Below are 23,437 nucleotides of genomic sequence, written 5' to 3'. Positions count from 1 at the left end.
CATGGAAGATCAGGAAAGACTATTAATAGATATTAACACGTTGAACGGTATGCCCGTTAATGAAAAGGCAAAGGAAATGCTTGGCGAAACAGGTATAAAACCGGACCCTGCATCACTTTATTATGTTCAACTTGCGCAATGGGGATATGAAAAAGGGGGAATAGAAGTAGAAGATGCAGTCCTGGAAACAATAAAGGCAATGCTTACATGGAGACCTGCGAGAATAGCTAACTTTTTTATGATAGATATTGAAAGGCTGGAGTACGGACCACAAGGCTGGCAGAAGGCGCAAATGCCCTTAGACCTTGCTCAAATCATAATAAACGACATTGAAGAAAAGATACGCATGCATTTTCCCTTGTACGGAAGTGTCGAATAAATAATTTCTCCTTTATGGATTTTTTTATCTCTCTGCTTTATCTAAATCCTTACCGATATCCCGCGTCAGATCAGCAGTAAGATAATCAAGTGTAATGGGCAACCCTACTTCCAATTTGGGTACATGTTGAATGCCTATGCGTGCCTTTTTTAATGAGCATTCAATTAAATGTCCTCCATGCCGGCGGTCTTCTGTGAGGAAGTGCATGTGATAGCCGGGGGCATTTAGAGATTCCATAAAGCGCGGTGTATAGAAGCCTGCCAAAGAACCCTCAACATCGTGGAAATCAAAAACAGGCTGATTTTTTGTTGCTTCCACAAGAGGCCTGTAATTTTGGGATTTTGGAACAGCCCTTGTTCTTACGTGGTTGAAGATACCGTCTATACGAATAGCGTAAAGCATATTCTCTGAAGGTATGAGATTGTTAAGGAAGCTATAAAAATCTGTTGAATCGATACTGCCGCTGATATCGTCAAATGTATCAGGATTAAAAAAGGTCACACAGGCAAAAGGTGATTGCTCATTGTCCCCGATGTTATAAACATATCCGTCAGATCTGATCTGGTAGACAATGCCGTCAAGCAAAACCATTTCCCCGTCCAGATAATTGAAGGTTCCCAGACCAAAATCGCCGTGTCTTTTTATATCGGCTATTGTTGTGTTCTCTACATAAAAACCTTCTACAAGAGCATTGATTGGTGCAGAAAGATAGACGGAGATACCGGCCTGTTTATCATTGAAGAATCTACGAAGCGCCCGGTCGACAAGCTCTGCTTCTGAACAACCTGTGCGTTCAGTTGCATTTTTTAACTTTATAAGGAGTTCATCAGACAAATGAAGCTCAAGTCTTGAAAGGTATTGATTGCCGGACATTGTTACACCCCCCTTTTTTTACTGTAGATATTTGCCTTGAAATACATTATAGCCGATATCCGAACGTCTAACAACCCATTATTGCCGGTATGACTTGATACCGGTAATCCTGTCCCCGTCAGAACTTATTTGAATAAATCCATTTTTATCAGTTCTCAAGACGGGTATAGAGAGCATTTTATACCTCTCAATAGCTTCTTCTGACGGTAGTCCTTTTATCCCGCTCCCTACGCTTAATATGGCTATGTCCGGTTTGACTGCAAAAAGGAATGGGGGGCTGCTTGAATGCTTGCTCCCGTGATGGGGTATTTTCATGATCTTTGACGCAAGGGGCATGCCCGATAATATCAGTTTTTCCTCAACCTCTGATCCGATATCTCCTGTAAGAAGAAAAGAGGTGTTTTTATATATAAATTTCAGGACAAGCGATGAATTGTTCAAATCATCGCCCTGAAAATCCTTCTGAGGGTTCATAACAAGTATCTGTGTATCATTATTAATACTGATTTTATTGCCCTGTTTCCACAACTGAAAATTTATTTTTTTATCTTTTACAATTTTGTGGATTTCCATAAATGCTGAATCGTTTGAATAATACCCTCCTGTAACGAATGTTTTTACCTTAAAGGTATTTAAAATGTACGGAATCCCGCCAGCATGATCGCTATGCGGATGGGTGTTGATTACATAATCTAATGTGAGAATCTTTCTTGACAGAAGGATTGGTGTTACGATAGCCCTGCCTGTATCAAAGTTACCCCTGAAATCACCTCCGGCGTCAATAAGCATCCTGATGCCCTTAGGCGCTTCCACGAGGATAGCTTCTCCTATCCCGACATCTATGAAATTCAGAGAAATGTTATTATTGAACCTATCTTTGCAAACAATTGAGATCTGGACTATTGTTAGGGGAATTATAATAATAATTAAGAGACTCAGGACGAGCTTTTTCTTAAAAAAAATTATGCAAAGAAGTAGTGCATAGAATAACAGCATTTCAAAAAGGTTCGGTCTTATAATTGGGAATATATATCCTATATCGAGGTAACTTAATGCAGCGATGTTCAGGTTTAAAAGCTCTCCTGCAAGACGTAGTAAATACCAGCCATAAGGCAATATCATACCTGAAAAACTGACAGGGATAGAAACCATGCACATAACAGGAATTGAAATTATGTTATGGATCATACAGAAAGGATTAATACCGTAGAAATGATATATAACGATGGGCAATGTTCCGATGGTTGCAGCCACTGTTGTTAAAGCTGATGTTGAAAGCCATTTGATGTATGTATTTTTGAGTTTTATATAAGGATACAATTTTCCCATGATTATCACGATAAAAAGAACACTCATAAAAGACAATTGAAAAGAGGGCATAAACAGAGAGTGGGGGTATATTAGAAGAATGATGAGGGCGCTCAAGGCAATAGTGTTTGTAATCTCTCTCTGCTTCTCAAAAAAGAGGGAAAGCATGAAGACTGTTATCATAATGGTTGCCCTGATTGTTGATACACTTGAACCGGAAATTATCATAAATATAAAGGGGAATGGGATTGTCATAAGTGATGCATATTTTGTATGTCTACCGGATAGCTTCAGTGTGCGGAATCTTCCCAGTAACCAACAAAGTATGAAGAAGAAAAAACCTGTTATTATGCCGACGTGTAAGCCTGATATGGCGAGGATATGCGAAGTCCCTGTTTTAAGAAAAAGGTTTATAGTATTTTCATTAAGTGATGTTTTATCGCCTATGGTAAGCGCCTTTATCACATCCTGTTGCTTCGCGCCGGAATCCTCAATGGTTTTTTTGAGTTTATTCCTCAATGTTTGTATAAAATTTCTCCCCGGCAGAACGGTAATCACCGTGCCTTTCATCTCATAGTTGATCCCTTCCAATTTTTTTAGCCATTTCCATGATGTAGTAGAGGGGTTGTTAAATGCAGGAGACAGTTCCCTTATTTTGCCATAAAAGCGAATTTTGTCGCCTATGTTTAAATCCAGGTCTGTTATAAAAGCCACGCCGATATTGTTTAGACTTGAAGGTGTTATAAGTTTGACCGTTTTGATATGTTTTGAAGAATCTGTTATATAACCTTCATAAATTTCATTTTCTTCTGTGAGACCGGGATCAAGAGATGCTTTTTCTGCAGTTACAATCCCGGTTCTTATTACACCTGTGAGAAAAAAACAGAGAAAAATAAGTATTGATGCAAATCTGGTTTTTTTATCGATGATGACAGGAATAAAACAAATGGATATAAAAAATAAAATAGATATTATATTCAGGCGTAAAGCGTATGAAACTTCACAATATATACCACATATGAATGATAATACGGCTATTATAAACAATAAATAAGTAACCTTTTAGAATATTGTCCGCACATTTTCATTTTACTGTCGTGTCATCGTAAGGAATTATTCGCCTCTTCAAATGAGAGCATTGGTATCATCAGGATTTTTACAATCTACCTCTTATCTGGTTGCGCCCCTCCTGCTTGGCCATATAAAGAAGCTTATCAGCATTTTGAAGCAAATCTAAAAACGGTTGTCCGGGCTCTGGTATCAGTGTTGTAACGCCTATACTTATGGTTACATGGTTTGCCACTGGAGAAAAGGCGTAGGGAATATTCATGTCATTTATCTTTTGCTGGATCCGGTTTGCAACCCACATAGCCCCGTCGAAATCGGTATCGGGCAATATACAGGCAAATTCTTCTCCGCCATAACGGGCAGCAAGGTCGATTGATCGCCTGATTATTCCTGCCAGACACTGTGCAAGTTGTCGGAGGCAGTCATCGCCGGCTAAATGCCCGTAATTGTCATTGAATTCCTTGAACAAATCAATATCCATAAGAATAAGCGATAGGGGAGTTCTACTGCGCATTGCACGACGCCATTCCTGCTCGAGGAAATCATCGAAACGCCGTCGGTTGGAAATACCGGTCAAACCGTCTGTAGCTGAAAGATTTTCCAAAAAAGTCTGGTAGTGTTTTAACTCTGTAATGTCATTATAGATAGCCAGGATTCGGTTGGAGACCAGCGTCCCCATTTGTGTCACATGGCATATAGAGCCATCCTTACAGGTAATGGTAGCTTCGATAGGCGTCATCTCTTTGTATTTTTTTTGCGCCTCAGTTATGGCATTAAATAAAAGAGGGATTGAATCACGGTAGGCCGAATTAGGATAAGCCAGGCGGCGCCATTCCTGGATAGTGGGAATTTCTTCAATTGTATAACCAAAGAGTTCAAAATGCTTACGGTTGTTGTATTCGATGTTTCCCTCAAAATCAGCCCAGGAAATAGCCACGGGCGAGGCGTCCATAATGGCCTGAAGTCTTTCCTTGGTTTCCAGAAGATCATCACTGATCTGTTTGTGTCCGTCAATGTCTTTTATGTTAATCATAATTTGCCTTAGTAATTGTAATCATGAACAGTAGACATCTAATCAGCACGTAGATCATCCCCCAAGGCGGGCCTTTACGGTACAGCAAATACCTTTTCCTTCAAAACAGGGTTTAAAGCATCCATTGTCGGAGACGCACACCGCTGCTCTCCTGTCGCCGGATTTCCATCGATTGACGAGGTTTGGTTCACGGATGAGAGGTCTTGATAGGGCGATATAATCTGCCACACCTTCAGCTACAAGCCTTTCAGCTGTCTCAAGGGTGCGTATGCCTCCGACAAGTATAAGGGGTACCCGGATTTCCTTTTTATATTGTCTTGCCGCTGCCTCGTAGTAGACCTCGGGCTGCCCCGAATCAGGTTTTGTTGCACGGGAAGGTATGTTCTTGCCCGAAACTATTGTTCCACCGCTCATCTCAATAGCGTCGATGCCGTTTTCCTCAAGCATTGCGGCCGTATAAAGCATATCTTCCACAGTGAGGCCATCTGTAAGAAAATCCTCGGAATTGAGTTTGATTAGTACAGGGAAATCTGGGCCTACAGCCTTCCGGATTGCTTCGAGAATTTCCATGGTGAACCTCGTGCGATTATCAATATCTCCTCCATATTCATCTTTTCTCTTATTAAAAAAGGGGGAAAGGAATTGGCTCATAAGATAACCGTGGGCTCCGTGAACCTGTATGCCATCAAAGCCGGCTACCTGCGAACGGACCGCTGCATCGGAAAAGGCTTGTATTATTTTTTTTATGTTGTCTCGGGTCATCTCCTTTCCGAATAATTCAGATTCTCTTTCTACAGGTGATGGTCCGATGGGATCAAGCCCACTGAGAAGCGAGGCTGCGTAAGATCCTGCATGAGCAAGCTGAATTATAATCTTCCCGCCTGTTTCATGGACAGTTTTTGTCATTTCTGTTAGTCCTGGGATCAGTTTGTCGGAATATGCCCCAAGCTGCCAGGGGGTGGCTTGTCCTTCAGGGTTCACATAGGCATGACCTGTGATAATAAGCCCTATTCCGCCTTGGGAAAGTTGCACATACATGTCGATCAATCTTTGGGTGACAGAGCCGTTTTCCCCAGCCAGACCTTCCCACGTAGCTGAGCGGATAATACGATTTGTCAGCATCATATTTTTAATAAATGTTGATTCAAAAAGTCCGGGCACCTGTGACCTCCTACAGGATATAATCTCTGTGGTTAACGCTGAATTAACTATCTTGTACCCGCTGAGTTCGGCGGGATAGTAAAAAGGAGGGTGTTTCTATCTGTACCTCTCCTGTACTCTATATTTTTAATCGCCTTTTTCATCATTTTGTTGAACGGCACCTTTCCGGGCTCGAAGAAATCTTCTAACTCAGCGAAAGTACCGGCTAAAAGAATATTAAAAGGCACTCCTGAATCTATAATTTCAATAAGAAGCGTGCCGCTGTCATGTACATTAAAGGTTATCCTGATTTCACCTTTTCCGTCAGGACAGGCGAAATGTATAATGTTCTGGAGGGCCTCTTCAACAGCAAGCCCAATGTCCATGATTTTATTATCTTCAAAGCCTGCCTCCCGTACACGGACAGATACAAACTCAATAAGGGTTGGAATTGAATCAGCATTTGCCGGTTTAGCAATTTCGTCCGGTTGTACTTCGCCTTCAATTTTCTTTTCCATAAATATCCTCCAGAGAATCCTTTTTGTAATAATTATGAGGTATACAGATAATATTTTACCATAAAAATGAAAACTGTTGTGATGAATTCCAAATATAGCCCAATAACATTTTAATGTAGTTTATTTACTTGCAATTGGCTTATGGTCGCATTATATATAAATACAGGTATCAGTCGCAGTAATATTAATAAAAGGAGGAGATACCGGATGAAAAAAATCTACCTGTTTATTTTGGTTGTTGCATTTGGATTCATGAGTTTTTCATGTGCATCCATAGAAGGGATGAGTGATACAACAAAGGGCGCAGCAATTGGTGCGGGTCTTGGTGCAATTGCCGGTCAAATAATTGGAGGAAATACTGCCGGTACCTTAATTGGTATGGCTGGCGGAGCCCTTGCAGGTAGTCTTGTTGGCCATGAGATGGATTACCAGAAAGATAAAAGCGCGCAGCAACAAAAGCCGGTTTATACCAGTGCAGACCCGCAGCAGCAACCCCCGGGACAATGGGTTGAAGTACCGGGTCAGTGGATTAACGGAAAGTGGGTACCTGCACATAAGGCTTGGGTTCCGGTTAATCCATAGAAAAATGTAACTTTTATAAACAATCAGGGGGTAAAACATGAAAAGGATATTTATAGCTTTTCTTTGTGTTGTTTTTTTATTTAGTTTTATTATTTCTGCAACGTTATTTGCTGCTGACAATGTATTTAATGAAAGTGGATACGGATATATATTAACTTATCCTGAAGATTGGACTTATATCAAGAAAACCCCGCATATAATTGTGTTTACAAAAAAGGCAGAAACAAATGTAAATACTCCTGTGGTAGGTGTTCAAAATTTACTTTCAACAAAGATGAAAGATGGAAAGTATAAAGATGTGAACGCTGTAATTGCTGATTTTGAGAACCAATTGAGAATAACGCAACATGCGAAGGTTTATCCTGCGGAAATATATACATATAGCAAAAATGGGATAAAGTTGACAGGCAGACAATTTATCGCTGAATACATTTTTAAGGATAAAAACTATAAGCAGTTGATGATTGCAGTCTCCCGGAAAAATGGAGAAGTATTTCATGTCTGGATATATTCTGCACAGGCAGAGCAATACGATAAATATTTTCCCACTGTCAGGACAATGCTTGATTCGTGGGTGATAGCAGAGTAATTTTAAGACAGTGAATAGTCGTTAGTGAATAGTATACGATGAACCTGAATATATTTTTACTGTTCACTATTAACTGACGACTATTCACTGTCTTTTCAAAACATATACCTTCTCATACTTACATTGAGAACCAATCCGGTTGAAATCATGACAGTAAGCATTGATGAGCCTCCATAACTGATGAAGGGCAAAGGAATGCCTACAACAGGGGCTAGATGTATTGCCATCATAACATTAATGGCAAACTGGAGATATATGATTGTAGCTACGCCGAAGGCAATGATCGAGCCAAGCTCGTTATGTGCGTTTTGGGCAATTTTTAAACATCTTAATATAAAAGACAAGAACAGAAGAAATAGTATAATAGAGCCAAGGAAGCCCCATTCTTCTCCGAAAACCGTAAAAATAAAGTCGGTATGATGTTCCGGTATAAACTGTAGTTTATGTTGCGTACCTGCCATATAACCCTTCCCAAAAAATTTGCCTGAACCGACTCCAATAACTGCCTGTTTTGCGTGATATCCGAATCCTGAAGGATCTGCATCAATATTTATAAAACTAAGCACTCTCATTTTTTGGTACGGTTTCATAAGGTATTGCCATGCAATAAAAGGAATAACAGCCCCAATACCAAATAAGAGGGCATAGGTAGATTTTTTTAAACCTACAAACCAGAGGATGGAAAGGGATGTAAACACGATAATGATGCCAGTACCTAGGTCAGGTTGTTTCACAATAAGAATGAAGGGTATCAACGTAGCAAGCATCGGCATCGATATGTCCCTCAAACTTAATGCCTTACCCTCCCTCTTTTTTTCATAGAGCATATTAGCAAGATAAAGTACAAGAATCGGTTTCATAAACTCAGACGGTTGAAAACTGATACCGAATATATTTATCCACCTTTTTGCCCCTCCGGCCATCATCCCTATTATTAAAACAAGCAAGATAAACGCAATAGCCAGTACATAGAACCATTTTGAATGATTTGCTATTATCCTGTAATCATACTGTATTATTATAAAAATAAGTATGAGACCTATTGAGAATGAAATTAGTTGTTTCATGATAAAGTTGTAAGAACCGCTATAAAAAGAACTGGTTGCACTCACGAGGTTAAAGATGCCTATGGCAAACAGGATAAGGCCATTTATAATGAGATACCAGTCCAGATGGGACGCCTTTCTTTTATCTATTTTCATGGATTCTTGCCTCTTTAATCACAACCCTTTCTTTGAAAAAAGTTTCAGTAATAGATTTTGCAACAGGAGCTGCAGCGCTTGACCCGTGTCCGCCGTATTCTACAAGAACAGAAATGGAAATGGTCGGTTCCTCAAAAGGGGCAAAAGCTATGAACCATGCATGATCGCCAAGGTTTTTACCCTTTTCGCCGACTGATTGTGCTGTACCTGTTTTTCCACATATACTGATGTTCGGGAGACGGGAACCATATGCTGTGCCGCTTGGTTCGTTTACTACCCCCCGCATACCTTCTTTGACGATTCTGAATACATCTTTCTTAAGTTTTACATTGGTATTCATGACAGGCTCGAATGTTTTTATTGTTTTTCCTTCCAGCGATACAATTCTATTGACTATATGGGGCTTAAAGGTGACCCCCTCATTTGCCACAAAAGCTGAAAGCTGTGCAAGCTGTATCGGTGTTAACCATACTGCGCCCTGTCCTATGGAAACTGAGACAGTTTCTCCTTCATACCATGGTTGGCCGTATGTTTTTTGCTTCCATGCGGTAGACGGTACAAGACCATTCTTTTCACCGGGTAGATCAATGCCTGTAATCTTTGTCAGGCCAATTGCTTCAGACATCCCATGAATTCTGTCCACCCCGAGCTTTAAGCCCACGTTGTAAAAAAAGACATCACATGACTCTACTATCCCTCTATGCATAGATACGCCTCCGTGACCGCCTTTTTTCCAACATTTAAAAACCCTGTTGCCAAAAGGAAATCCACCCCTGCAAGAAAAACCGGTTTTTTCATTGATAATCCCTTCTTCAAGGACTTTCAAGGCTGATACAATTTTGAAGGTAGAGCCTGGAGGATACCTGCCTTGAATAGCCCTGTTCTGGAGAGGGTGCATTTTATCGGTAGTAATAGCCTTCCAGTCCTCTTTCGTAATGCCCGAAGCAAATTTATTAGGATCAAAGGACGGTCTGCTTACGAGTGCAAGGACAGCGCCCGTCTTTGTTTCTAAGGCAATACACCCTCCCTTTTTATTTTCAAATGCCTTTTCAACAGTAAGCTGAACGTCAAGATTTATATTGAGGTACAGGTTGTTCCCGGCAATCGGCTCAATTGTTTCAAGGGTTCTCACTTCTCTGCCCATCGCATTAACTTCTACCCGCTTTTCCCCGTCTTTTCCTCTGAGATATGTTTCGTAAGCCCTTTCCAGCCCATATCTGCCGATATTATCACCAGGAGAGTAACCTTTTAATGACTTGTTTTTTAACTCTTCATCGCTGACTTCAGAAACATAGCCGAGCATATGCGCCATCATCTTAGCATATGGGTAGTTTCTTTTGGGCTCGATTTGAATAGTTACGCCTGGAAGATAAATGCGATTTGCTTCAATTTTTGCAACTTCATCCATGGAAATATCTGATTTTATTTTTACCGGAAAAGAAGGGGGGAGCCCACTGGCAACTTTCATCTTATCTATAATATCTTCTCTGTCTATATCGATGAGTTTAGCAAGACCATCAACTGTCTGGTTAAAATCTTTGATATCTTCAGGTGTAATATACATGTTAAACGACGGTCTTGTGTCAGCCATGATTCTGCCTGCCCTGTCATATATCATGCCTCTCGGCGCAACAACCTTTTTTATCCTGATACGGTTTTGCTCAGACAGCTTCCTCATATCACTGCCTTTCATTATCTGAAGATCCCAGAGCCTGATTATAAGAATGATTATTGTGAATATCAATAACCATTTGCACCATTTGTACTTTCTGCTCTCCTGGGTTGTATCGTCTTTTACAAAGTTTTCCAAGCTAATTCCTCTTTTTACTCTATTCTCTGCTGAGAAACTTCATATTCAGAGATTCTATCAACGAAAAAATAAAAATTGAAACAAAACCGGTAAATATAGCGTTTGGGATTGTATAAAATATTACATTTATAATATTGCTTATTTCACCCTTAGAAAGAACCGATAGTGCCAGAAACAAAAAAGATTCAACAACTGCCAAGCCGCCGCAGATATAAGAAAAACTGTATTTAGAATCAATATAGAGTTTGCTTTTCATAAAAGTGGCCAGAAGAAATATCGAGAGTTTTGTAAAAATAATAGAACCATGCGGTGCGTTTGAAAGTATTTCCTGGAACAGGCTTATGAAAATGGACGTAATAAGTCCAGGTAAAGGACCTAAAAAAAAAGTTGTATAAAGAATAAAAGGCATACCGAGATCAGGTTTAAAAAACTCTACCGGGAAAAAAGAAAGAAGCGAAGATTCAATTGTTAACAAAATTATTCCCGTCAGGATATACACGGATATTTTCATTGTTTTCTTATTATCAGAACTTCGTCAAGCCTTTTAAAATTATTGAAAGGCATAACATCTATATCGGCAAATATTCCAGGATTATTTCTGTTTACAGTAATTATGATACCGGTTGGAAGACCTTTCGGGTAAAGGCTGTCTTTCCCCGAGGTTATAAGCTTGTCGCCGATGGCTGCTTCGTCGTTCTTCAAGACATATTTCAACTTGAGCGTGGTCTGTCCAGTGCCTTCGAGTATTCCTCTTGAATTTTTTCCCTCAATATACACATCAACCGAGGAGTTAGTGTCATTAACTATCATAACTTTTGAATGCCATTTATTGACTTCCACTGCCTGTCCTACAAGTCCTTTTGGCGTAATGATGGGCATTTTCTCTGTTACACCGGAATCTCTCCCCTTATCTATGATGATGCATCTGAACCAGTTTTTAATGTCCTCTCCTATAACTCTTGCGGCTATCATTTTATTGGGATTCTGTTCTGCAAGATGCAGGATTGATTTTAGTCTTTTATTTTCTTTGTCCAGATCAGAGATTTTTTGATTTTCAAGCTGTAATATGTCGAGTTTCTTTTTTAATTCAACATTCTCTTTTTTTGCGTCTAACAGGTTTACATATGTTTCAAAAAGGTATTTTACGAGGTTTGCCGGCTTGCCGATTAATTTTAAAGTAGGACCTGCAATGTCACCAATATTGCACTTCACCTTTGCATATGCATTTACAAAAAAAGATGTATTTGTAAAGATGAAAAATGAAAATGCAAGCACCAATACAGCAGTGATTATTATAATAGAGTTTTTCAATTCTCCACTGTTTTAAAAGTATGTTGCAATCTCTTTAAGAAGGGCCACTTCATCAAGGGCCTTGCCTGTCCCTTCCACCACAGCAGTAAGCGGATTTTCTGCAATAATAACAGGAAGTCTTGTTACTTCTTTTATAAAAAGGTCAAGATTTCTTAACAATGCCCCCCCTCCACTGATTACGATGCCTTTATCAACGATGTCTGAGGCGAGTTCCGGAGGGGTTCTTTCAAGGGCTATTCTTACAGCCTCTACAATGGCATTTACAGGTTCGGCTATTGCCTCTCTGATTTCTTTTGATGAGATTTCTAAGGTTTTAGGTATCCCTCCAACCAGGTCTCTTCCCTTTATTTCCATGGTAAGCTCTTCGCCGTCAGGATCCGGATATGCAGAACCGATATTTATTTTAATTAATTCCGCAGTTCTCTCTCCGATAAGAAGATTATACTTTCTCTTAATATATTGGATTATTGACTCATCAATTTTATCACCTGCGACCCTTACCGAATTACAGTATACTATACCGGCAAGGCTGATTACCGCAACCTCTGTGGTTCCACCACCTATGTCGACTATCATATTACCGCTCGGTTCCGTTATGGGTAAACCCACGCCGATGGCTGCGGCCATAGGTTCTTCTATCAGGTAAACTTCCCTTGCTCCGGCTGATTCAGCAGATTCTTTAACTGCCCTTCTTTCAACCGGAGTAATCCCGGATGGTACGGATATAACAATTCTTGGCCTTGCGTAGGATCTCTTATTGTGTACCTTTTGAATAAAATATTTGAGCATTGCCTCAGTTATTTCAAAATCAGCTATAACTCCGTCTTTAAGAGGTCTTATGGCAACAATGTTACCTGGCGTTTTCCCGAGCATTTTCTTTGCTTCTTCACCTACAGCTATTACTCTCTTTGTACCTTTTGAGTCTTTATGCACAGCCACCACCGATGGCTCATTTGATACAATGCCCCTTCCTTTAACATATACAAGTGTGTTTGCAGTGCCGAGATCTATAGCCAAGTCTTTCGAAATAAAGCCAAAAAGTGTTTCGAGCATATTCTTGCCCCTTTTTTAATGATTAAAATATTGAAAAATCAGACTTATTATACTATTTTTAGAACATCAAAATCAATAGAGGAGTAAAAATGCTGAGATTTATGAGAAAGTATGCAACCGGTTGGTTAGTCAAAGGGTTATTTGGAGTAATTATTATCGTTTTTATTTTCTGGGGGGTAGGTTCCTTCAGGGCAGGCGAGAGAGTTATTGCAGAAGTTGGATCGCATAAAATATTTTATGAGGAATATCAGGAGGCATACAAAAACGTATTCAATACCTACCGACTTATTTATAAAGATAAACTTGATGAAAATTTGCTGAAAGAACTTAAAATAAAAGAAAAGGTAATGGATGAGATTATTAATAAGCATCTCCTTCTTTTAAAGGCAAAAGATATGGGTATAAAAGTTTCTGATGCGGAATTTAATGGATATATCGAAAATATAGATGCATTCAGGAGGGATGGTAAATTCAGTCAAAAGGTCTACTTAGAAATTTTGAAAAGGAGTGGCATAGACCCTAAAAAATTTGAAGAATCGGAAAAAACCAGCCTTGCTGTAATGAAAATTACTAAAATAATCAATGATAACGGAATATTTTATGATGAAGCAGACCTGTGGGCAAGTTATGTTAAAGAAAGGGGCAGTGTCAATTTGTCTTACATACAATTTGATCCTTTGGATTATAAAAATAAGGTGAATGTGTATGAGAAAGAGCTTGAGAACATGTATGAGAAGGAAAAAGGGACTTTTAAAGGTGAAAACATTTACCGGCTGAAATACATTGTGATTGACGAAAAAAGTGCTGTTAAGGATGATGCTGTTTATATGGACTTGCTAAAATTTAATGATATTGATGCCTATGGAAAAAGAAACAGTATGGAAGTTATAGATACCGGAACCTTAAAAGAGAGTGAGCTTCTAAAGAAATTTAAAGATGTCAAGATAGAAGAATGGATTAAAGGTTTGAAGAAGGGGGATATTTCATTACCAATAAGAGGTAATTCAAAATCATATATATATAAACTCATTGCAATGGAAGAAGGAAGGCCCTTTGATAAAGATATTATTATGAAAGAGCTTAGAGAAAATATTGTCTTGGAGAAGGCAAAGATGTTTGCAAAAGCAAATGCAGAAGAAACAATAAATAAAAAGACTTTCAGCTCAAAGAATGAAACAGGTTTTATCCACAGAAACGTTGGTGATATCCCGAAAATAGGTCCCATACCCAGAGAGAGCATTGATGTTCTGTCCCTCTCAAAAGACAATGTAATGTGCAAAAAACCTGTTGAAATTTCCGGCAAATACTATGTTTTTTCATTCAAAGACGAGAAGATTCCAGAAACGCAGGAGTGGGAAAAGAATAAAAAAGACTACGCAAATTATATTATTGCTGAAAAGAGGGGAGAATATTTCAGGTCTTTCATGGAAGGTTTGAAGAAGAAAGAAAAAATCAAAATACTCTGGAAAGAAATATAATGCAGAATATCATATAATGATAATACTCGGTATAGACACTTCTTGTGACGATACTTCTATTGCCTTATTAAAGGACGGGGGAGAAATACTTTCAAATATTGTATCGAGTCAGGTTGATGTCCATAAGCTTTTTGGCGGTATTGAAGATGTGATTGCTTCGAGAAAACATATAGAATTAATAGATATTATTTTCCACAATGCAATGGAAGAAGCAAACATTGAGGCAAAAGATATTGATATTGTGTGCGTAACCTCCGGTCCTGGACTGATTGGTTCTGTCCTTGCGGGATTGTGCTTTGCAAAAGGACTTTCGCTTTCTATAAATAAACCGCTCATTGCTGTTAACCATGTAGAAGCTCATGCAATGAGCATTTTTCTTGAGAAAGAAGCAAATTATCCATATATAGCCCTTGTTGTTTCAGGCGGTCACACGATCATCCTGCTGCTGGAAGATTATTGTGTCTATAAAGTACTTGGGAGCACAAGAGATGATGCGGCAGGCGAGGCCTTTGATAAGATTGCAAAGTACCTTGGTATCGGTTATCCGGGCGGGAAGGCGATAGAGGATATTGCAAAAAAAGGAAATAGGGGATATGTTCATTTTCCGAGACCGATGATGGATAACAATGGTTACGATTTTAGCTTCAGCGGGTTAAAAACATCGTTCCTGAACTATGTAAAAAAACATGGTATAACCGATGAAAATATGCCCGATATTCTTGCGTCGTTTCAGGAAGCTATCTGTGATGTTCTTTCGTATAAAACTATAAAAGCGGCCAGGGATTTCAATGTTAAAAGGATAATTGTGGGTGGTGGGGTTGCAGCAAACAATAGATTGAGAGAAATGTTTATTGAAAAGGGGGAGAAAGAACAGTTTGATACACTGTTCTCATCACCACATTTTTGTACCGACAATGGTGCTATGGTTGCAATTACAGGATACCGGTATTTTCAAAAGGGGATTGTTTCAGGGCTTGATACTAAGGCGTTTTCAAGGATGAAGATGATTTAGCTTCAATTATAATGCAACTGATTTAAAGTTTTTCAGGTAATTTTAACTATGTGTCCTATGCTCCCAGCCCTGATGTTTACAAATTATGCTTAAAAAAAGTTTGTCACAAAATCTTATTAAAGACAAGAACCTTCTCCGTAAAATAGTTCATTCAGCGAATATTACCAAAGAGGATGTTGTTGTCGAAATAGGTGCAGGCCACGGGGATCTTACTGCACAAATTGCGGAAAAAGCAGGTTATTTGTTTACAATTGAACTCGACAGCTCGTTTGCCCAATATCTTGATCAGATTGAAAATAAATATAACAATGTTAAGGTAATATACGGCGATTGTCTGAAAATTCCACTGGCACAGTTCAGGAAAGAGAAAAATATAAAAATAGTAGCAAATATCCCATATAAAATTACAGGCCCGATAATCTTTAAAATTCTTAGTGAAAGATCGATTGTAGACAGCGCTTTTTTAACCGTTCAAAAGGAAATTGCCCAAAGGATTGTGAGCAATTCTCATTGCAAAACATATGGTGCACCCTCTGTAGATTGCCAGATTTTTGCCGATGTCAAGGTGTTGTTCTATATTAAGGCACGGGTTTTTATCCCGCCCCCGAAAGTGGACAGTGCTTTGCTTTCCATTGTTTTTAAAGAGAATGAAAAAGAGACCGATGACGAGTTGATTGATTTTATAAGAAATTGTTTCCAGAACAAAAGAAAACAATTAAAGAATTCACTGATAAAGCGTTATGGCGAACAAAAGACAGATGCTCTATATGAAAGTATGGGTTTTCCATATTATGTACGTGCAGAAGAAATAGAGCCATACCAGTTTAAAGAAATATATTACTTTCTGAAAGACGTTGAGAATTAGCCTATTTATACGATAAGGTGAATAAAGCCAGGGGGTCATCCTTCCTGTCCGGAACAGGTTTTTCTATAATAATGGGAACCATTTTATCAAGATATTTTTCACGCTGAAATGCTGGTAAAACACTAAGATTGGCAATTATAAAGCCATCAGGGTTCTTGTATGTAAACTCTTTGACTTCTTCAGGATTATTGAAATATATCAAGGGATTTCGTTTTAAATAAAAGATAAGCGCAGAATCTCCAACCTGATAAAAGGCAATTTTGTTGTCCTTCACATATTGAAGACGGGCAGCGGTTTTTTGCGCAAACGGGCGTAGTGTCCGCTTGCTTTCAGCAGCAGCCATCCCTATTGTAAAAGTCCATAGCTCAATAATAAAAATAAGTGAAAATAGTATTACTAAGCCTTTGAAGGGTTTTTTTCGAATGAACAGGATAAACGAAGCTATTGCGCCTGAAATAGCGACCGCCCCGAGAGCGAGCTGTGATACATGATGAGGGATTTCGATACGAAAGTATGCAAACAAAAGTCCAATGCCGGCCAGCGCAAGAAGCATTGAAGTAAGCAAGGCTGCTGTATGGATTATCCTTTTTCGAAGAGGATCTGTCATGTTAAACCAATCAACTATAGTCTTGCCGGTTATTATGGCCAATGCAGGTAAAATTGGCAATATGTAGTAGCTTCTCCGTGAACCTGAGATTGTAAAGAATATGAATATTGTAACTGCTATAATTATGATCCATCTGCTGAACCGGTCACGCTCCCAGCTTTTTATCTCCCAAATAGAGGCTAATAGAAAAAATGTCCATGGTGCAGAAAAAAGCGGTATGTATTTCAGGTATGTATACAGAGGCTCAATATGATCGAAGGGACGAAAAAATCGTAGAACGTTTTCCCTCCACATGAGTTCGACGGACTGCCAGGAGCCGGTCAGGATAACCGGAGCCAAGAGAAGTCCTGTAAAGAAGGCCAAACCTGCAAACAGTCCCAAAAAACCCTTCCAGGAAAATATCCAGCAGAATTCAGAAGAAAATCCTTCCTTAAAGGCAATGCGCGTAAAACCTTTTTTCTTCAAATTAATCAATAACTCGATTGTGCTGTAAGACCCGATTGAAGTGAAAATTACAGCAGGCGCAACGGGTCCTTTGCAAAAAGATGCTATAGCGCTGACAATATAAAGCAAAACAATATATATCAGGCGACCTCCGTAATTACCGGTTAGAAAAATCAGGAATGCCAACCATATCATGAAAAGATTCAGCATTTCTGCCGACGCTGTCCTGGACCACAAGACAAACATGACGGAAGTCGATAAAAGCATGGCTGATACCATACCGATCCTGCTATTAAAAAGCCGGCGGCCTATTATAAAAGTTAATAAAATAACGCCGATCCCTGAAATTGCGCTTGGTATCCTTGAGGATAGCTCGGTTACAACCCCTTTAAATGAAAATGGTAATATTATCCAGTAACTCAATAAAGGCTTATCAAAGTAGATATTACCGTTGATTGTGGGCAAAAAATAGTTCCCGGACATGATCATTTCCCTGACAATTTCCGCCCAGCGACCTTCCGATCCCCACAGGGACCGGGTTGAGAGTCCTGTGAATAATAGGGTAGTACTTAATAAAATCAGAATGATTGGTTTTATCCAGTTATTGTTAAATTGTTCTTTGTTGAACACGTCAGGATTAAATATGTTCACCTTCACTTGTGAAAATATATATCAACATAAAGGATTTGCATGTCAAGCAAAAAGCAATTCATTCTGAAAAGGATTGACAAAGATATGCAAATATTTTAACTTCATCAAAAAAGTTATGGGAAAAGAAAAATATTTCCGGATCACGAGGGCCAACCTTAGAAATCTGATCAGATTTTTATCGTATATATCCGTAACCTTATTTAGCTTAAATTATATCGAAATAACAGTAGCATTTTTCTTACTCGGGGCAGGATGTATCATTCATTTCATTACTAAAGGAGTGCTTATACGTAATGTTGTCATGTGTAATAACGGGATTTACGGGGTAGTAAGACACCCATATTACATGGCTAATTATTTAATCGATGCCAGTTTTTGCCTTTTAAGCGGCAACCCGTATTTAATACTCATATACCCCTTTCTTTTTTTCTGGGTTTATGGGCCAACCCTGAGAAAAGAAGAAAAATTTCTTGCTGCAACCCATAATGAACCTTATATAGAATATATGCTGGATGTTCCGCAGGTGTTCCCTGATTCATACTTCACAAAATATATGCAAGGCGTTTTTTCAGGTTTTTCTAAAAAACGTATCAGCCGAAACGAGATATCGAGGATTACGAGGTTTTGGGCTACCGGCTTTTTTATTTGTTTTTTGCATACCATAAAAAGCATAAATTTGAATAGCAATTTCAATTTATTTACGTTCTTGCTACTGGCAGTTATTTTGTATATCGTGAGTATTTTTGTTCGCGGTAAAAGACAAAATATTGCTTAACCTCTTTATGCGCCTGACTTTTCTGAATAAAATACTTACGAATTATTGAGCAGGTAGAAAATGACGCAAAAAAATACAGTCGGTTTTACCACTACAGTTCCTGTTGAAATTATTTTTGCAGGAGGATTTATTCCCTGTGATCTCAATAATATTTTCATAACAGATAAAAACCCTGTGCATTTCATCGAAAGGGCCGAGAAAGACGGGTTCCCTAAAAGCATGTGCAGTTGGATAAAAGGTATCTATGGCGTGATTGTAGAGGAAGGCATTGAGACTGTCATAACGGTAATGGAAGGTGATTGCAGCAACACCCAGGCACTGGCAGAGATACTGACCTATAAAGGCATAAAAGTAATACCCTTTTCTTATCCTTATGATAGGGACGAAAAGGTCCTGAAAAGGGAGATCGAAAAACTGAAACATGAGCTGTCCGTTGAAAAAAAAGAGCTTATTGAGGTTGAAAAGGGAATAGAACAGGCAAGATTAAATCTCGAAGAGATAGACAGGATGACATGGCAGGAAAAGGTGGTGACAGGTTATGAAAACCATCTTTGGTTAGTAAGAGCTTCCGATATGATTGGGGATTACAATAGATATAACAATATGGCCAAAACATTTATCGAAACCGCAAAGACAAGGAAGAAAAATGATGGCATAAATATCGGATATATCGGGGTTCCACCGATATTTATAGATCTGCATGATGCTATCGAGGAAAACGGTGTCCATATAGTCTTCAATGAAACCCAAAGACAGTTCTCATTGCCATACTTTTCAAAGGATATGGATATAGTAAAAAGGTATAGGCTTTATACATACCCATACGGGATTTTCCTCAGGATTGAAGATATTAAGAGAGAGATAAAAAGACGTAAAATCAAAGGCCTTATACATTATGTCCAGGCATTTTGCTACAGGATTATGGAAGAAGTGATCTTAAGAGATGTTCTTGAAGTTCCCTTTATAACAATCGAAGGGGATCTCCCGAGGAAGCTCGATTCAAGGACAAAATTGAGAATAGAAGCGTTTATTGAAATGCTGAAAGAAAGGGCTTAAAACCATGTTGCCGATCTTTGCCCATCTTTGTTGTCTCCTCCTCGCACTCCGATATTTTTGGGACACATTGTGAAAAAAGATATGGAAAGAACCAAAAAATTTATTATGAACAGGGAAGGTATAGGATTTTTTAAATCAATTCTGGAATCTTATGAAGATATTGGAATTTTCTCTGTTCTGGATGGAGACAAGGGGATTATTGAGATCATCTATCCTTCCAATTTTGAGAAGGAAATAGAATTTATTACAGAAGATATGTCTAATTACGGGATTATTTTTCAGGAGGTTGTTGATGCTTAATGTTGACAGGATATTAAAAGCGCTCATGGAAGGGGACCTGCTTTTCAGCGATATATTTATTGAAAGAAGAAGCTATAATCATTTACATCTCGAATCTTCAAGGTTTGAGAAGATTGAGAAGGGCATTGACAAAGGAGTGGGCATGCGTGCAATAAAACCCTGGAAAACCTTTTTTGCCTCAACCAATGTACTTGAAGAAGAGGAGCTTGTTGGAATTGCAAGGGGGCTCAGCAGATTTTCAAATGGGAGGCAAAGCGCAACCATAAAGAAAGGGGATTATATCAAGGCCGCCTATCCTTTTTCTGCAACAATTAGCCCTGAAGATATTGATTTAAAAGAAAAGTTGGATATGCTTCAACGTGTTGATAAAATGGCAAGGACGGAAGAAAAGAGGATAAAACAGGTAAGGATTATATACAGGGATACATTACAGCAGGTAAATATGCACAACAGCGATGGCGGGAACATTGAAGACGAAAGACGCCAGGTTGTTATGAACGTACTTGTTGTAGGCGAAAAAAACGGTGATGTTCAAACCGCTTATGACTCAATAGGCGGTTTTTACGGATTTGAATTTTTTACAGATGAGAGGATCGAAGGCCTTGTAAAAACAACGGTAAAAAGATTGTCGGGTCTTCTTGACGCGATTGAAGCGCCAATGGGTATAAAAACCGTTGTGCTTGCCTCTGAAGCAGGCGGCACCATGATCCATGAGGCAATAGGCCATGGACTCGAAGCTGACCTCGCCATGGAAGGACTTTCCTGTTATAAGGGGATGCTTGGACAGAAAATAGCTTCGCCGTTAATCAGTGTGGTTGATGATGCAACCCTTCCCAATATGAGAGGGACATATGCCTATGACGATGACGGGGTTGCCCCGAAAAGAACCATCCTTGTTGAGAACGGAATATTAAAAAATTACCTTTTTGACAGGTTTTATGCAATGAAATACGGAAAGGAATCTACAGGAAACGGGAGAAGGGAATCTTTCAGGTTCAAGCCTATCCCGCGGATGAGCAATACGATGATTTTATCCGGGAAAGATGATCCTGCACGGATCATCTCTTCTGTTGATGACGGGGTATATGTGGTGAAAATGGGCGGCGGCCAGGTGGATACCGTAAGAGGTGATTTTGTTTTTGAGATACAGGAAGGCTACATAATTGAAAAAGGCAGGATCGGCGAAATGATCAAGAATGCAACGATGATGGGCAACGGGCTGCAGGTACTCCAGGAAATAGATATGGTAGGGAATGATCTTGGTTTTGGAATAGGCACATGCGGCAAGGACGGACAGGGTGTTCCCGTATCAGATGCACAACCTACCTTAAGGATACCGGAAATCGTAGTAGGCGGAAAGGAATCTTAACGATAAATATTTAGGTTTGCAGATACTTTACAATTTCAGCGATTTTAAACGCTTGATTGCTTCTCTGATTCTGTCTTCACCGATTGTGATTGAAATTCTGAAATACCCTTCTCCTTCATCTCCGAAACCATTACCTGGAGTTACAACAATACCTGTTTCTTCTAAAAGCTTTTCACAAAAACTCTCTGATGTATAGCCTTCAGGTACCTTTGCCCATATATAGAATGTTGCCAAGGGTTTTGAAACATTGATTCCGATTGAGTTGAGTCCATCAACGACAAGATCTCTTCTTTTCTGGAAGATCGTTTTAATTTCTTCTACTGAGCGCTGATCTCCTGTTAGAGCCTCGATAGCAGCATATTGAATGGCCTGAAAAACGCCTGAATCTATGTTTGTTTTTAATTTGCCGAGGTTGTATATGGCGTCTTTATTACCGACGGCAAACCCTATTCTCCAGCCTGTCATACAGTATGTTTTAGAGAGGGAATGAAATTCCACCGAGTATGTTTTTTCTTTGTCAAATTCAAGAATACTTTTTGGTTTGTAGCCTTCATAGGCAATCTCGCTGTATGCTGCGTCATGGCAGATGAGGATGTTATATCTCTTGGCAACATCAATTGCCTTTTTATAGAATTCATCATCTGCATGTGCGCCTGTAGGATTATTCGGATAGTTTATAAACATAATCTTTGCTCTTTGCAGTATATCCTCCGGAATCTTGTCAAACTCCGGCAGGAATCTGTTTTCTTCTTTTAGCGGCATCATGTAAGGCGTCCCGCCGGAAAGAAGAGTTGTGATTTTATAAACAGGATAACCAGGTGACGGGATCAGGGCAATATCGCCGTTTTCAATATAAGCCCAGGGCAGATGTGCAATGCCTTCTTTTGAGCCTATTAAGGCAACTACCTCATTATCAGGGTTGAGCTCGACATTAAACCTTTTTTGATACCACTGTGAAACGGCCTTTCTGTATTCCAGCATACCTTCATAACTCGGGTATCTGTGGTTCTTCGGATCAGAAGCGGCCTCAATCATTTTATCAACGATATATTTTGGTGTTGGAATGTCGGGATCACCAATTCCGAAATCTATTAAATCAATCCCTTTTTTTCGAACTTCTTCCTTCTTTTTATCGATTCTTGCAAATAGATAGGGGGGGATTTTTTCTACTCTTGACGCCGGTTTTACCATGTCCTTGCTCCTGATGGTTTTTTTTGATCATTTATGTAAATTTATTTTAGCGTAAAGTAAAGGATTTTTTAGCAACAGGCCATTCCGTTTGAGGGCATTATGTCAGGAGAAATTACTTTCCCAAGGCAAAAAAAGTAACTTTATTTGCAGAGTAACATACGAACATGCCCTTCCTTGACAAATGCATAGATTCTTATATAATTACTATATGATTAAAGGGAAATCGGATAAATGGGGCAATATGAAAAATTCTGGTTTCGGTAGTTATGCTGCGCTGATTGAATATTATTCCAACCAACCAACTGAAGCGCTTGAAGCGTTTCTAAACTAATTGAAAGGAAGGTGTATCATGAAAGCAGCGATTATTTTTTCAGGTACAGGACCTATTCTACTCCTCACATCATACGATTCTCTAACCAATCCACAGTTTGTTAAGAAGTTATCTTTAAAGGGAATCAAGAAATTCGTCGCATTTGAAATCCCCGAAGATGAATTAAAAGAAAAGTATGGAACACATTACACCAGTGTCATGGACGATCTTAAGCAAAACGATGATTTGCGTGTTCTTGACTATGATGGGCATCATATTTTAAAGAAATTTTCTGTAAAAAAGATGACTAAGCCCATCTACTACGAGCCTTAAGGTATATCAGGCGCATAGCAGAATAAGGGTCAGCCCTTGACGGCCTGTTGCCCAAATCCCCTTAACCTTTGCGAGGGTAGTCCAACTATTTTGCTACAATGTCCACAATAGTATACAATAAACTGGCATTTTATGCCTTCATATGATACAATAACTCATCTCAACTACAAGGAGATACAT

Annotated in this window: 24 protein-coding genes; 12 read left to right on the top strand and 12 right to left on the bottom strand. The window is 39.1% G+C overall.

Annotation, left to right across the window (positions count from 1 at the left end):
* Window position 1: 1 nt before the first annotated feature.
* On the top strand, window positions 2-379 hold the full coding sequence (locus tag NT178_12125) for a hypothetical protein (GenBank protein MCX5813273.1): 378 nt from the start codon (window positions 2-4) through the stop codon (window positions 377-379).
* Between the two features lie 24 nt (window positions 380-403).
* Here the strand turns inward: NT178_12125 and budA are convergent, their stop codons facing one another.
* Window positions 404-1,252, bottom strand: a complete 849-nt coding sequence (gene budA, locus NT178_12120) for an acetolactate decarboxylase (GenBank protein MCX5813272.1) — start codon at window positions 1,250-1,252, stop codon at window positions 404-406.
* A gap of 78 nt (window positions 1,253-1,330) precedes the next feature.
* Window positions 1,331-3,274, bottom strand: coding sequence for a DNA internalization-related competence protein ComEC/Rec2 (locus NT178_12115; GenBank protein MCX5813271.1), 1,944 nt, complete (start codon window positions 3,272-3,274; stop codon window positions 1,331-1,333).
* 97 nt (window positions 3,275-3,371) lie between these two features.
* Between NT178_12115 and NT178_12110 the strand changes: the two genes are divergently transcribed.
* Window positions 3,372-3,614, top strand: coding sequence for a hypothetical protein (locus tag NT178_12110; protein ID MCX5813270.1), 243 nt, complete (start codon window positions 3,372-3,374; stop codon window positions 3,612-3,614).
* A 102-nt stretch (window positions 3,615-3,716) separates the two neighbouring features.
* Here NT178_12110 and NT178_12105 read toward each other — a convergent pair whose 3' ends face one another.
* From NT178_12105 to NT178_12095, 3 genes are read right to left on the bottom strand one after another with little or no spacing between them, the layout of a single operon-like run.
* Window positions 3,717-4,661, bottom strand: a complete 945-nt coding sequence (locus NT178_12105; protein ID MCX5813269.1) for a sensor domain-containing diguanylate cyclase — start codon at window positions 4,659-4,661, stop codon at window positions 3,717-3,719.
* 54 nt (window positions 4,662-4,715) lie between these two features.
* On the bottom strand, window positions 4,716-5,822 hold the full coding sequence (locus NT178_12100) for an NADH:flavin oxidoreductase (protein MCX5813268.1): 1,107 nt from the start codon (window positions 5,820-5,822) through the stop codon (window positions 4,716-4,718).
* 47 nt (window positions 5,823-5,869) lie between these two features.
* Window positions 5,870-6,319 (bottom strand): ATP-binding protein, encoded by a 450-nt coding sequence (locus NT178_12095; protein ID MCX5813267.1) that lies wholly within the window; start codon window positions 6,317-6,319, stop codon window positions 5,870-5,872.
* A 207-nt stretch (window positions 6,320-6,526) separates the two neighbouring features.
* Here NT178_12095 and NT178_12090 point away from each other — a divergent pair, with 207 nt between their 5' ends.
* Window positions 6,527-6,901, top strand: coding sequence for a YMGG-like glycine zipper-containing protein (locus NT178_12090; protein ID MCX5813266.1), 375 nt, complete (start codon window positions 6,527-6,529; stop codon window positions 6,899-6,901).
* Between the two features lie 37 nt (window positions 6,902-6,938).
* Complete coding sequence (locus tag NT178_12085) at window positions 6,939-7,490, top strand: PsbP-related protein (GenBank protein ID MCX5813265.1); 552 nt, start codon at window positions 6,939-6,941, stop codon at window positions 7,488-7,490.
* Window positions 7,491-7,585: 95 nt separating this feature from the next.
* On the opposite strand, the gene rodA is transcribed toward NT178_12085, so the two are convergent.
* From rodA to NT178_12060, 5 genes are read right to left on the bottom strand one after another with little or no spacing between them, the layout of a single operon-like run.
* Window positions 7,586-8,692 (bottom strand): rod shape-determining protein RodA, encoded by a 1,107-nt coding sequence (gene rodA, locus NT178_12080; GenBank protein MCX5813264.1) that lies wholly within the window; start codon window positions 8,690-8,692, stop codon window positions 7,586-7,588.
* The gene (mrdA, locus tag NT178_12075; GenBank protein MCX5813263.1) at window positions 8,679-10,502 is read right to left on the bottom strand and encodes a penicillin-binding protein 2; all 1,824 of its coding nucleotides are present in this window, start codon (window positions 10,500-10,502) and stop codon (window positions 8,679-8,681) included. The genes rodA and mrdA overlap by 14 nt, the downstream gene beginning before the upstream one ends.
* 19 nt (window positions 10,503-10,521) lie before the next feature.
* Window positions 10,522-11,013 carry a hypothetical protein gene (locus NT178_12070; protein MCX5813262.1) on the bottom strand — a complete coding sequence of 164 codons (492 nt, stop codon included), beginning with the start codon at window positions 11,011-11,013 and terminating at the stop codon, window positions 10,522-10,524.
* Complete coding sequence (mreC, locus tag NT178_12065; protein MCX5813261.1) at window positions 11,010-11,813, bottom strand: rod shape-determining protein MreC; 804 nt, start codon at window positions 11,811-11,813, stop codon at window positions 11,010-11,012. Before mreC ends, NT178_12070 begins: the two co-directional genes overlap by 4 nt.
* Before the next feature lie 12 nt (window positions 11,814-11,825).
* Window positions 11,826-12,866 carry a rod shape-determining protein gene (locus NT178_12060; GenBank protein MCX5813260.1) on the bottom strand — a complete coding sequence of 347 codons (1,041 nt, stop codon included), beginning with the start codon at window positions 12,864-12,866 and terminating at the stop codon, window positions 11,826-11,828.
* Between the two features lie 89 nt (window positions 12,867-12,955).
* Between NT178_12060 and NT178_12055 the strand changes: the two genes are divergently transcribed.
* The 3 genes from NT178_12055 to rsmA all read left to right on the top strand — a co-directional run bounded on the left by NT178_12055 (window position 12,956) and on the right by rsmA (window position 16,221).
* The gene (locus tag NT178_12055; protein ID MCX5813259.1) at window positions 12,956-14,344 is read left to right on the top strand and encodes a peptidylprolyl isomerase; all 1,389 of its coding nucleotides are present in this window, start codon (window positions 12,956-12,958) and stop codon (window positions 14,342-14,344) included.
* Window positions 14,345-14,360: 16 nt separating this feature from the next.
* On the top strand, window positions 14,361-15,356 hold the full coding sequence (gene tsaD, locus NT178_12050) for a tRNA (adenosine(37)-N6)-threonylcarbamoyltransferase complex transferase subunit TsaD (GenBank protein MCX5813258.1): 996 nt from the start codon (window positions 14,361-14,363) through the stop codon (window positions 15,354-15,356).
* 85 nt (window positions 15,357-15,441) lie between these two features.
* Window positions 15,442-16,221, top strand: a complete 780-nt coding sequence (gene rsmA / locus NT178_12045; protein MCX5813257.1) for a 16S rRNA (adenine(1518)-N(6)/adenine(1519)-N(6))-dimethyltransferase RsmA — start codon at window positions 15,442-15,444, stop codon at window positions 16,219-16,221.
* A 1-nt stretch (window position 16,222) separates the two neighbouring features.
* Here the strand turns inward: rsmA and NT178_12040 are convergent, their stop codons facing one another.
* Window positions 16,223-17,755, bottom strand: coding sequence for a glycosyltransferase family 39 protein (locus NT178_12040; protein ID MCX5813256.1), 1,533 nt, complete (start codon window positions 17,753-17,755; stop codon window positions 16,223-16,225).
* A gap of 1,003 nt (window positions 17,756-18,758) precedes the next feature.
* Between NT178_12040 and NT178_12035 the strand changes: the two genes are divergently transcribed.
* The 3 genes from NT178_12035 to NT178_12025 all read left to right on the top strand — a co-directional run bounded on the left by NT178_12035 (window position 18,759) and on the right by NT178_12025 (window position 21,423).
* A complete protein-coding gene (locus tag NT178_12035; protein ID MCX5813255.1) occupies window positions 18,759-19,754 on the top strand; it encodes a 2-hydroxyacyl-CoA dehydratase in 996 nt (331 codons plus the stop codon).
* Window positions 19,755-19,835: 81 nt separating this feature from the next.
* A complete protein-coding gene (locus NT178_12030; protein MCX5813254.1) occupies window positions 19,836-20,054 on the top strand; it encodes a DUF4911 domain-containing protein in 219 nt (72 codons plus the stop codon).
* Window positions 20,047-21,423: a TldD/PmbA family protein gene (locus NT178_12025; protein ID MCX5813253.1), complete on the top strand. Its 1,377-nt coding sequence runs from the start codon at window positions 20,047-20,049 to the stop codon at window positions 21,421-21,423. The genes NT178_12030 and NT178_12025 overlap by 8 nt, the downstream gene beginning before the upstream one ends.
* Before the next feature lie 27 nt (window positions 21,424-21,450).
* Here the strand turns inward: NT178_12025 and NT178_12020 are convergent, their stop codons facing one another.
* A complete protein-coding gene (locus tag NT178_12020; protein MCX5813252.1) occupies window positions 21,451-22,614 on the bottom strand; it encodes an LL-diaminopimelate aminotransferase in 1,164 nt (387 codons plus the stop codon).
* A gap of 208 nt (window positions 22,615-22,822) precedes the next feature.
* Here NT178_12020 and NT178_12015 point away from each other — a divergent pair, with 208 nt between their 5' ends.
* Window positions 22,823-22,945, top strand: coding sequence for a hypothetical protein (locus NT178_12015; GenBank protein ID MCX5813251.1), 123 nt, complete (start codon window positions 22,823-22,825; stop codon window positions 22,943-22,945).
* An 18-nt stretch (window positions 22,946-22,963) separates the two neighbouring features.
* The gene (locus NT178_12010) at window positions 22,964-23,257 is read left to right on the top strand and encodes a hypothetical protein (protein MCX5813250.1); all 294 of its coding nucleotides are present in this window, start codon (window positions 22,964-22,966) and stop codon (window positions 23,255-23,257) included.
* The last annotated feature ends 180 nt before the right edge of the window (window positions 23,258-23,437 follow it).

The organism is Pseudomonadota bacterium (assembly GCA_026388255.1).
In the GTDB taxonomy this organism is placed as follows: domain Bacteria; phylum Desulfobacterota; class Syntrophorhabdia; order Syntrophorhabdales; family Syntrophorhabdaceae; genus JAPLKB01.
This window is presented reverse-complemented; position numbering and strand designations above follow the sequence as displayed.

Bases quoted from the DNA above. Each gene is read 5' to 3' on its own strand.
- NT178_12125 (MCX5813273.1), top strand. From the start codon at position 2: ATGGAAGATCAGGAAAGACTATTAATAGATATTAACACGTTGAACGGT.
- budA (MCX5813272.1), bottom strand. From the start codon at position 1,252: ATGTCCGGCAATCAATACCTTTCAAGACTTGAGCTTCATTTGTCTGAT.
- NT178_12105 (MCX5813269.1), bottom strand. From the start codon at position 4,661: ATGATTAACATAAAAGACATTGACGGACACAAACAGATCAGTGATGAT.
- NT178_12095 (MCX5813267.1), bottom strand. From the start codon at position 6,319: ATGGAAAAGAAAATTGAAGGCGAAGTACAACCGGACGAAATTGCTAAA.
- NT178_12090 (MCX5813266.1), top strand. From the start codon at position 6,527: ATGAAAAAAATCTACCTGTTTATTTTGGTTGTTGCATTTGGATTCATG.
- NT178_12085 (MCX5813265.1), top strand. From the start codon at position 6,939: ATGAAAAGGATATTTATAGCTTTTCTTTGTGTTGTTTTTTTATTTAGT.
- rodA (MCX5813264.1), bottom strand. From the start codon at position 8,692: ATGAAAATAGATAAAAGAAAGGCGTCCCATCTGGACTGGTATCTCATT.
- NT178_12070 (MCX5813262.1), bottom strand. From the start codon at position 11,013: ATGAAAATATCCGTGTATATCCTGACGGGAATAATTTTGTTAACAATT.
- NT178_12060 (MCX5813260.1), bottom strand. From the start codon at position 12,866: ATGCTCGAAACACTTTTTGGCTTTATTTCGAAAGACTTGGCTATAGAT.
- NT178_12055 (MCX5813259.1), top strand. From the start codon at position 12,956: ATGCTGAGATTTATGAGAAAGTATGCAACCGGTTGGTTAGTCAAAGGG.
- tsaD (MCX5813258.1), top strand. From the start codon at position 14,361: ATGATAATACTCGGTATAGACACTTCTTGTGACGATACTTCTATTGCC.
- rsmA (MCX5813257.1), top strand. From the start codon at position 15,442: ATGCTTAAAAAAAGTTTGTCACAAAATCTTATTAAAGACAAGAACCTT.
- NT178_12040 (MCX5813256.1), bottom strand. From the start codon at position 17,755: ATGTCCGGGAACTATTTTTTGCCCACAATCAACGGTAATATCTACTTT.
- NT178_12035 (MCX5813255.1), top strand. From the start codon at position 18,759: ATGACGCAAAAAAATACAGTCGGTTTTACCACTACAGTTCCTGTTGAA.
- NT178_12030 (MCX5813254.1), top strand. From the start codon at position 19,836: ATGGAAAGAACCAAAAAATTTATTATGAACAGGGAAGGTATAGGATTT.
- NT178_12025 (MCX5813253.1), top strand. From the start codon at position 20,047: ATGCTTAATGTTGACAGGATATTAAAAGCGCTCATGGAAGGGGACCTG.
- NT178_12020 (MCX5813252.1), bottom strand. From the start codon at position 22,614: ATGGTAAAACCGGCGTCAAGAGTAGAAAAAATCCCCCCCTATCTATTT.
- NT178_12015 (MCX5813251.1), top strand. From the start codon at position 22,823: ATGATTAAAGGGAAATCGGATAAATGGGGCAATATGAAAAATTCTGGT.
- NT178_12010 (MCX5813250.1), top strand. From the start codon at position 22,964: ATGAAAGCAGCGATTATTTTTTCAGGTACAGGACCTATTCTACTCCTC.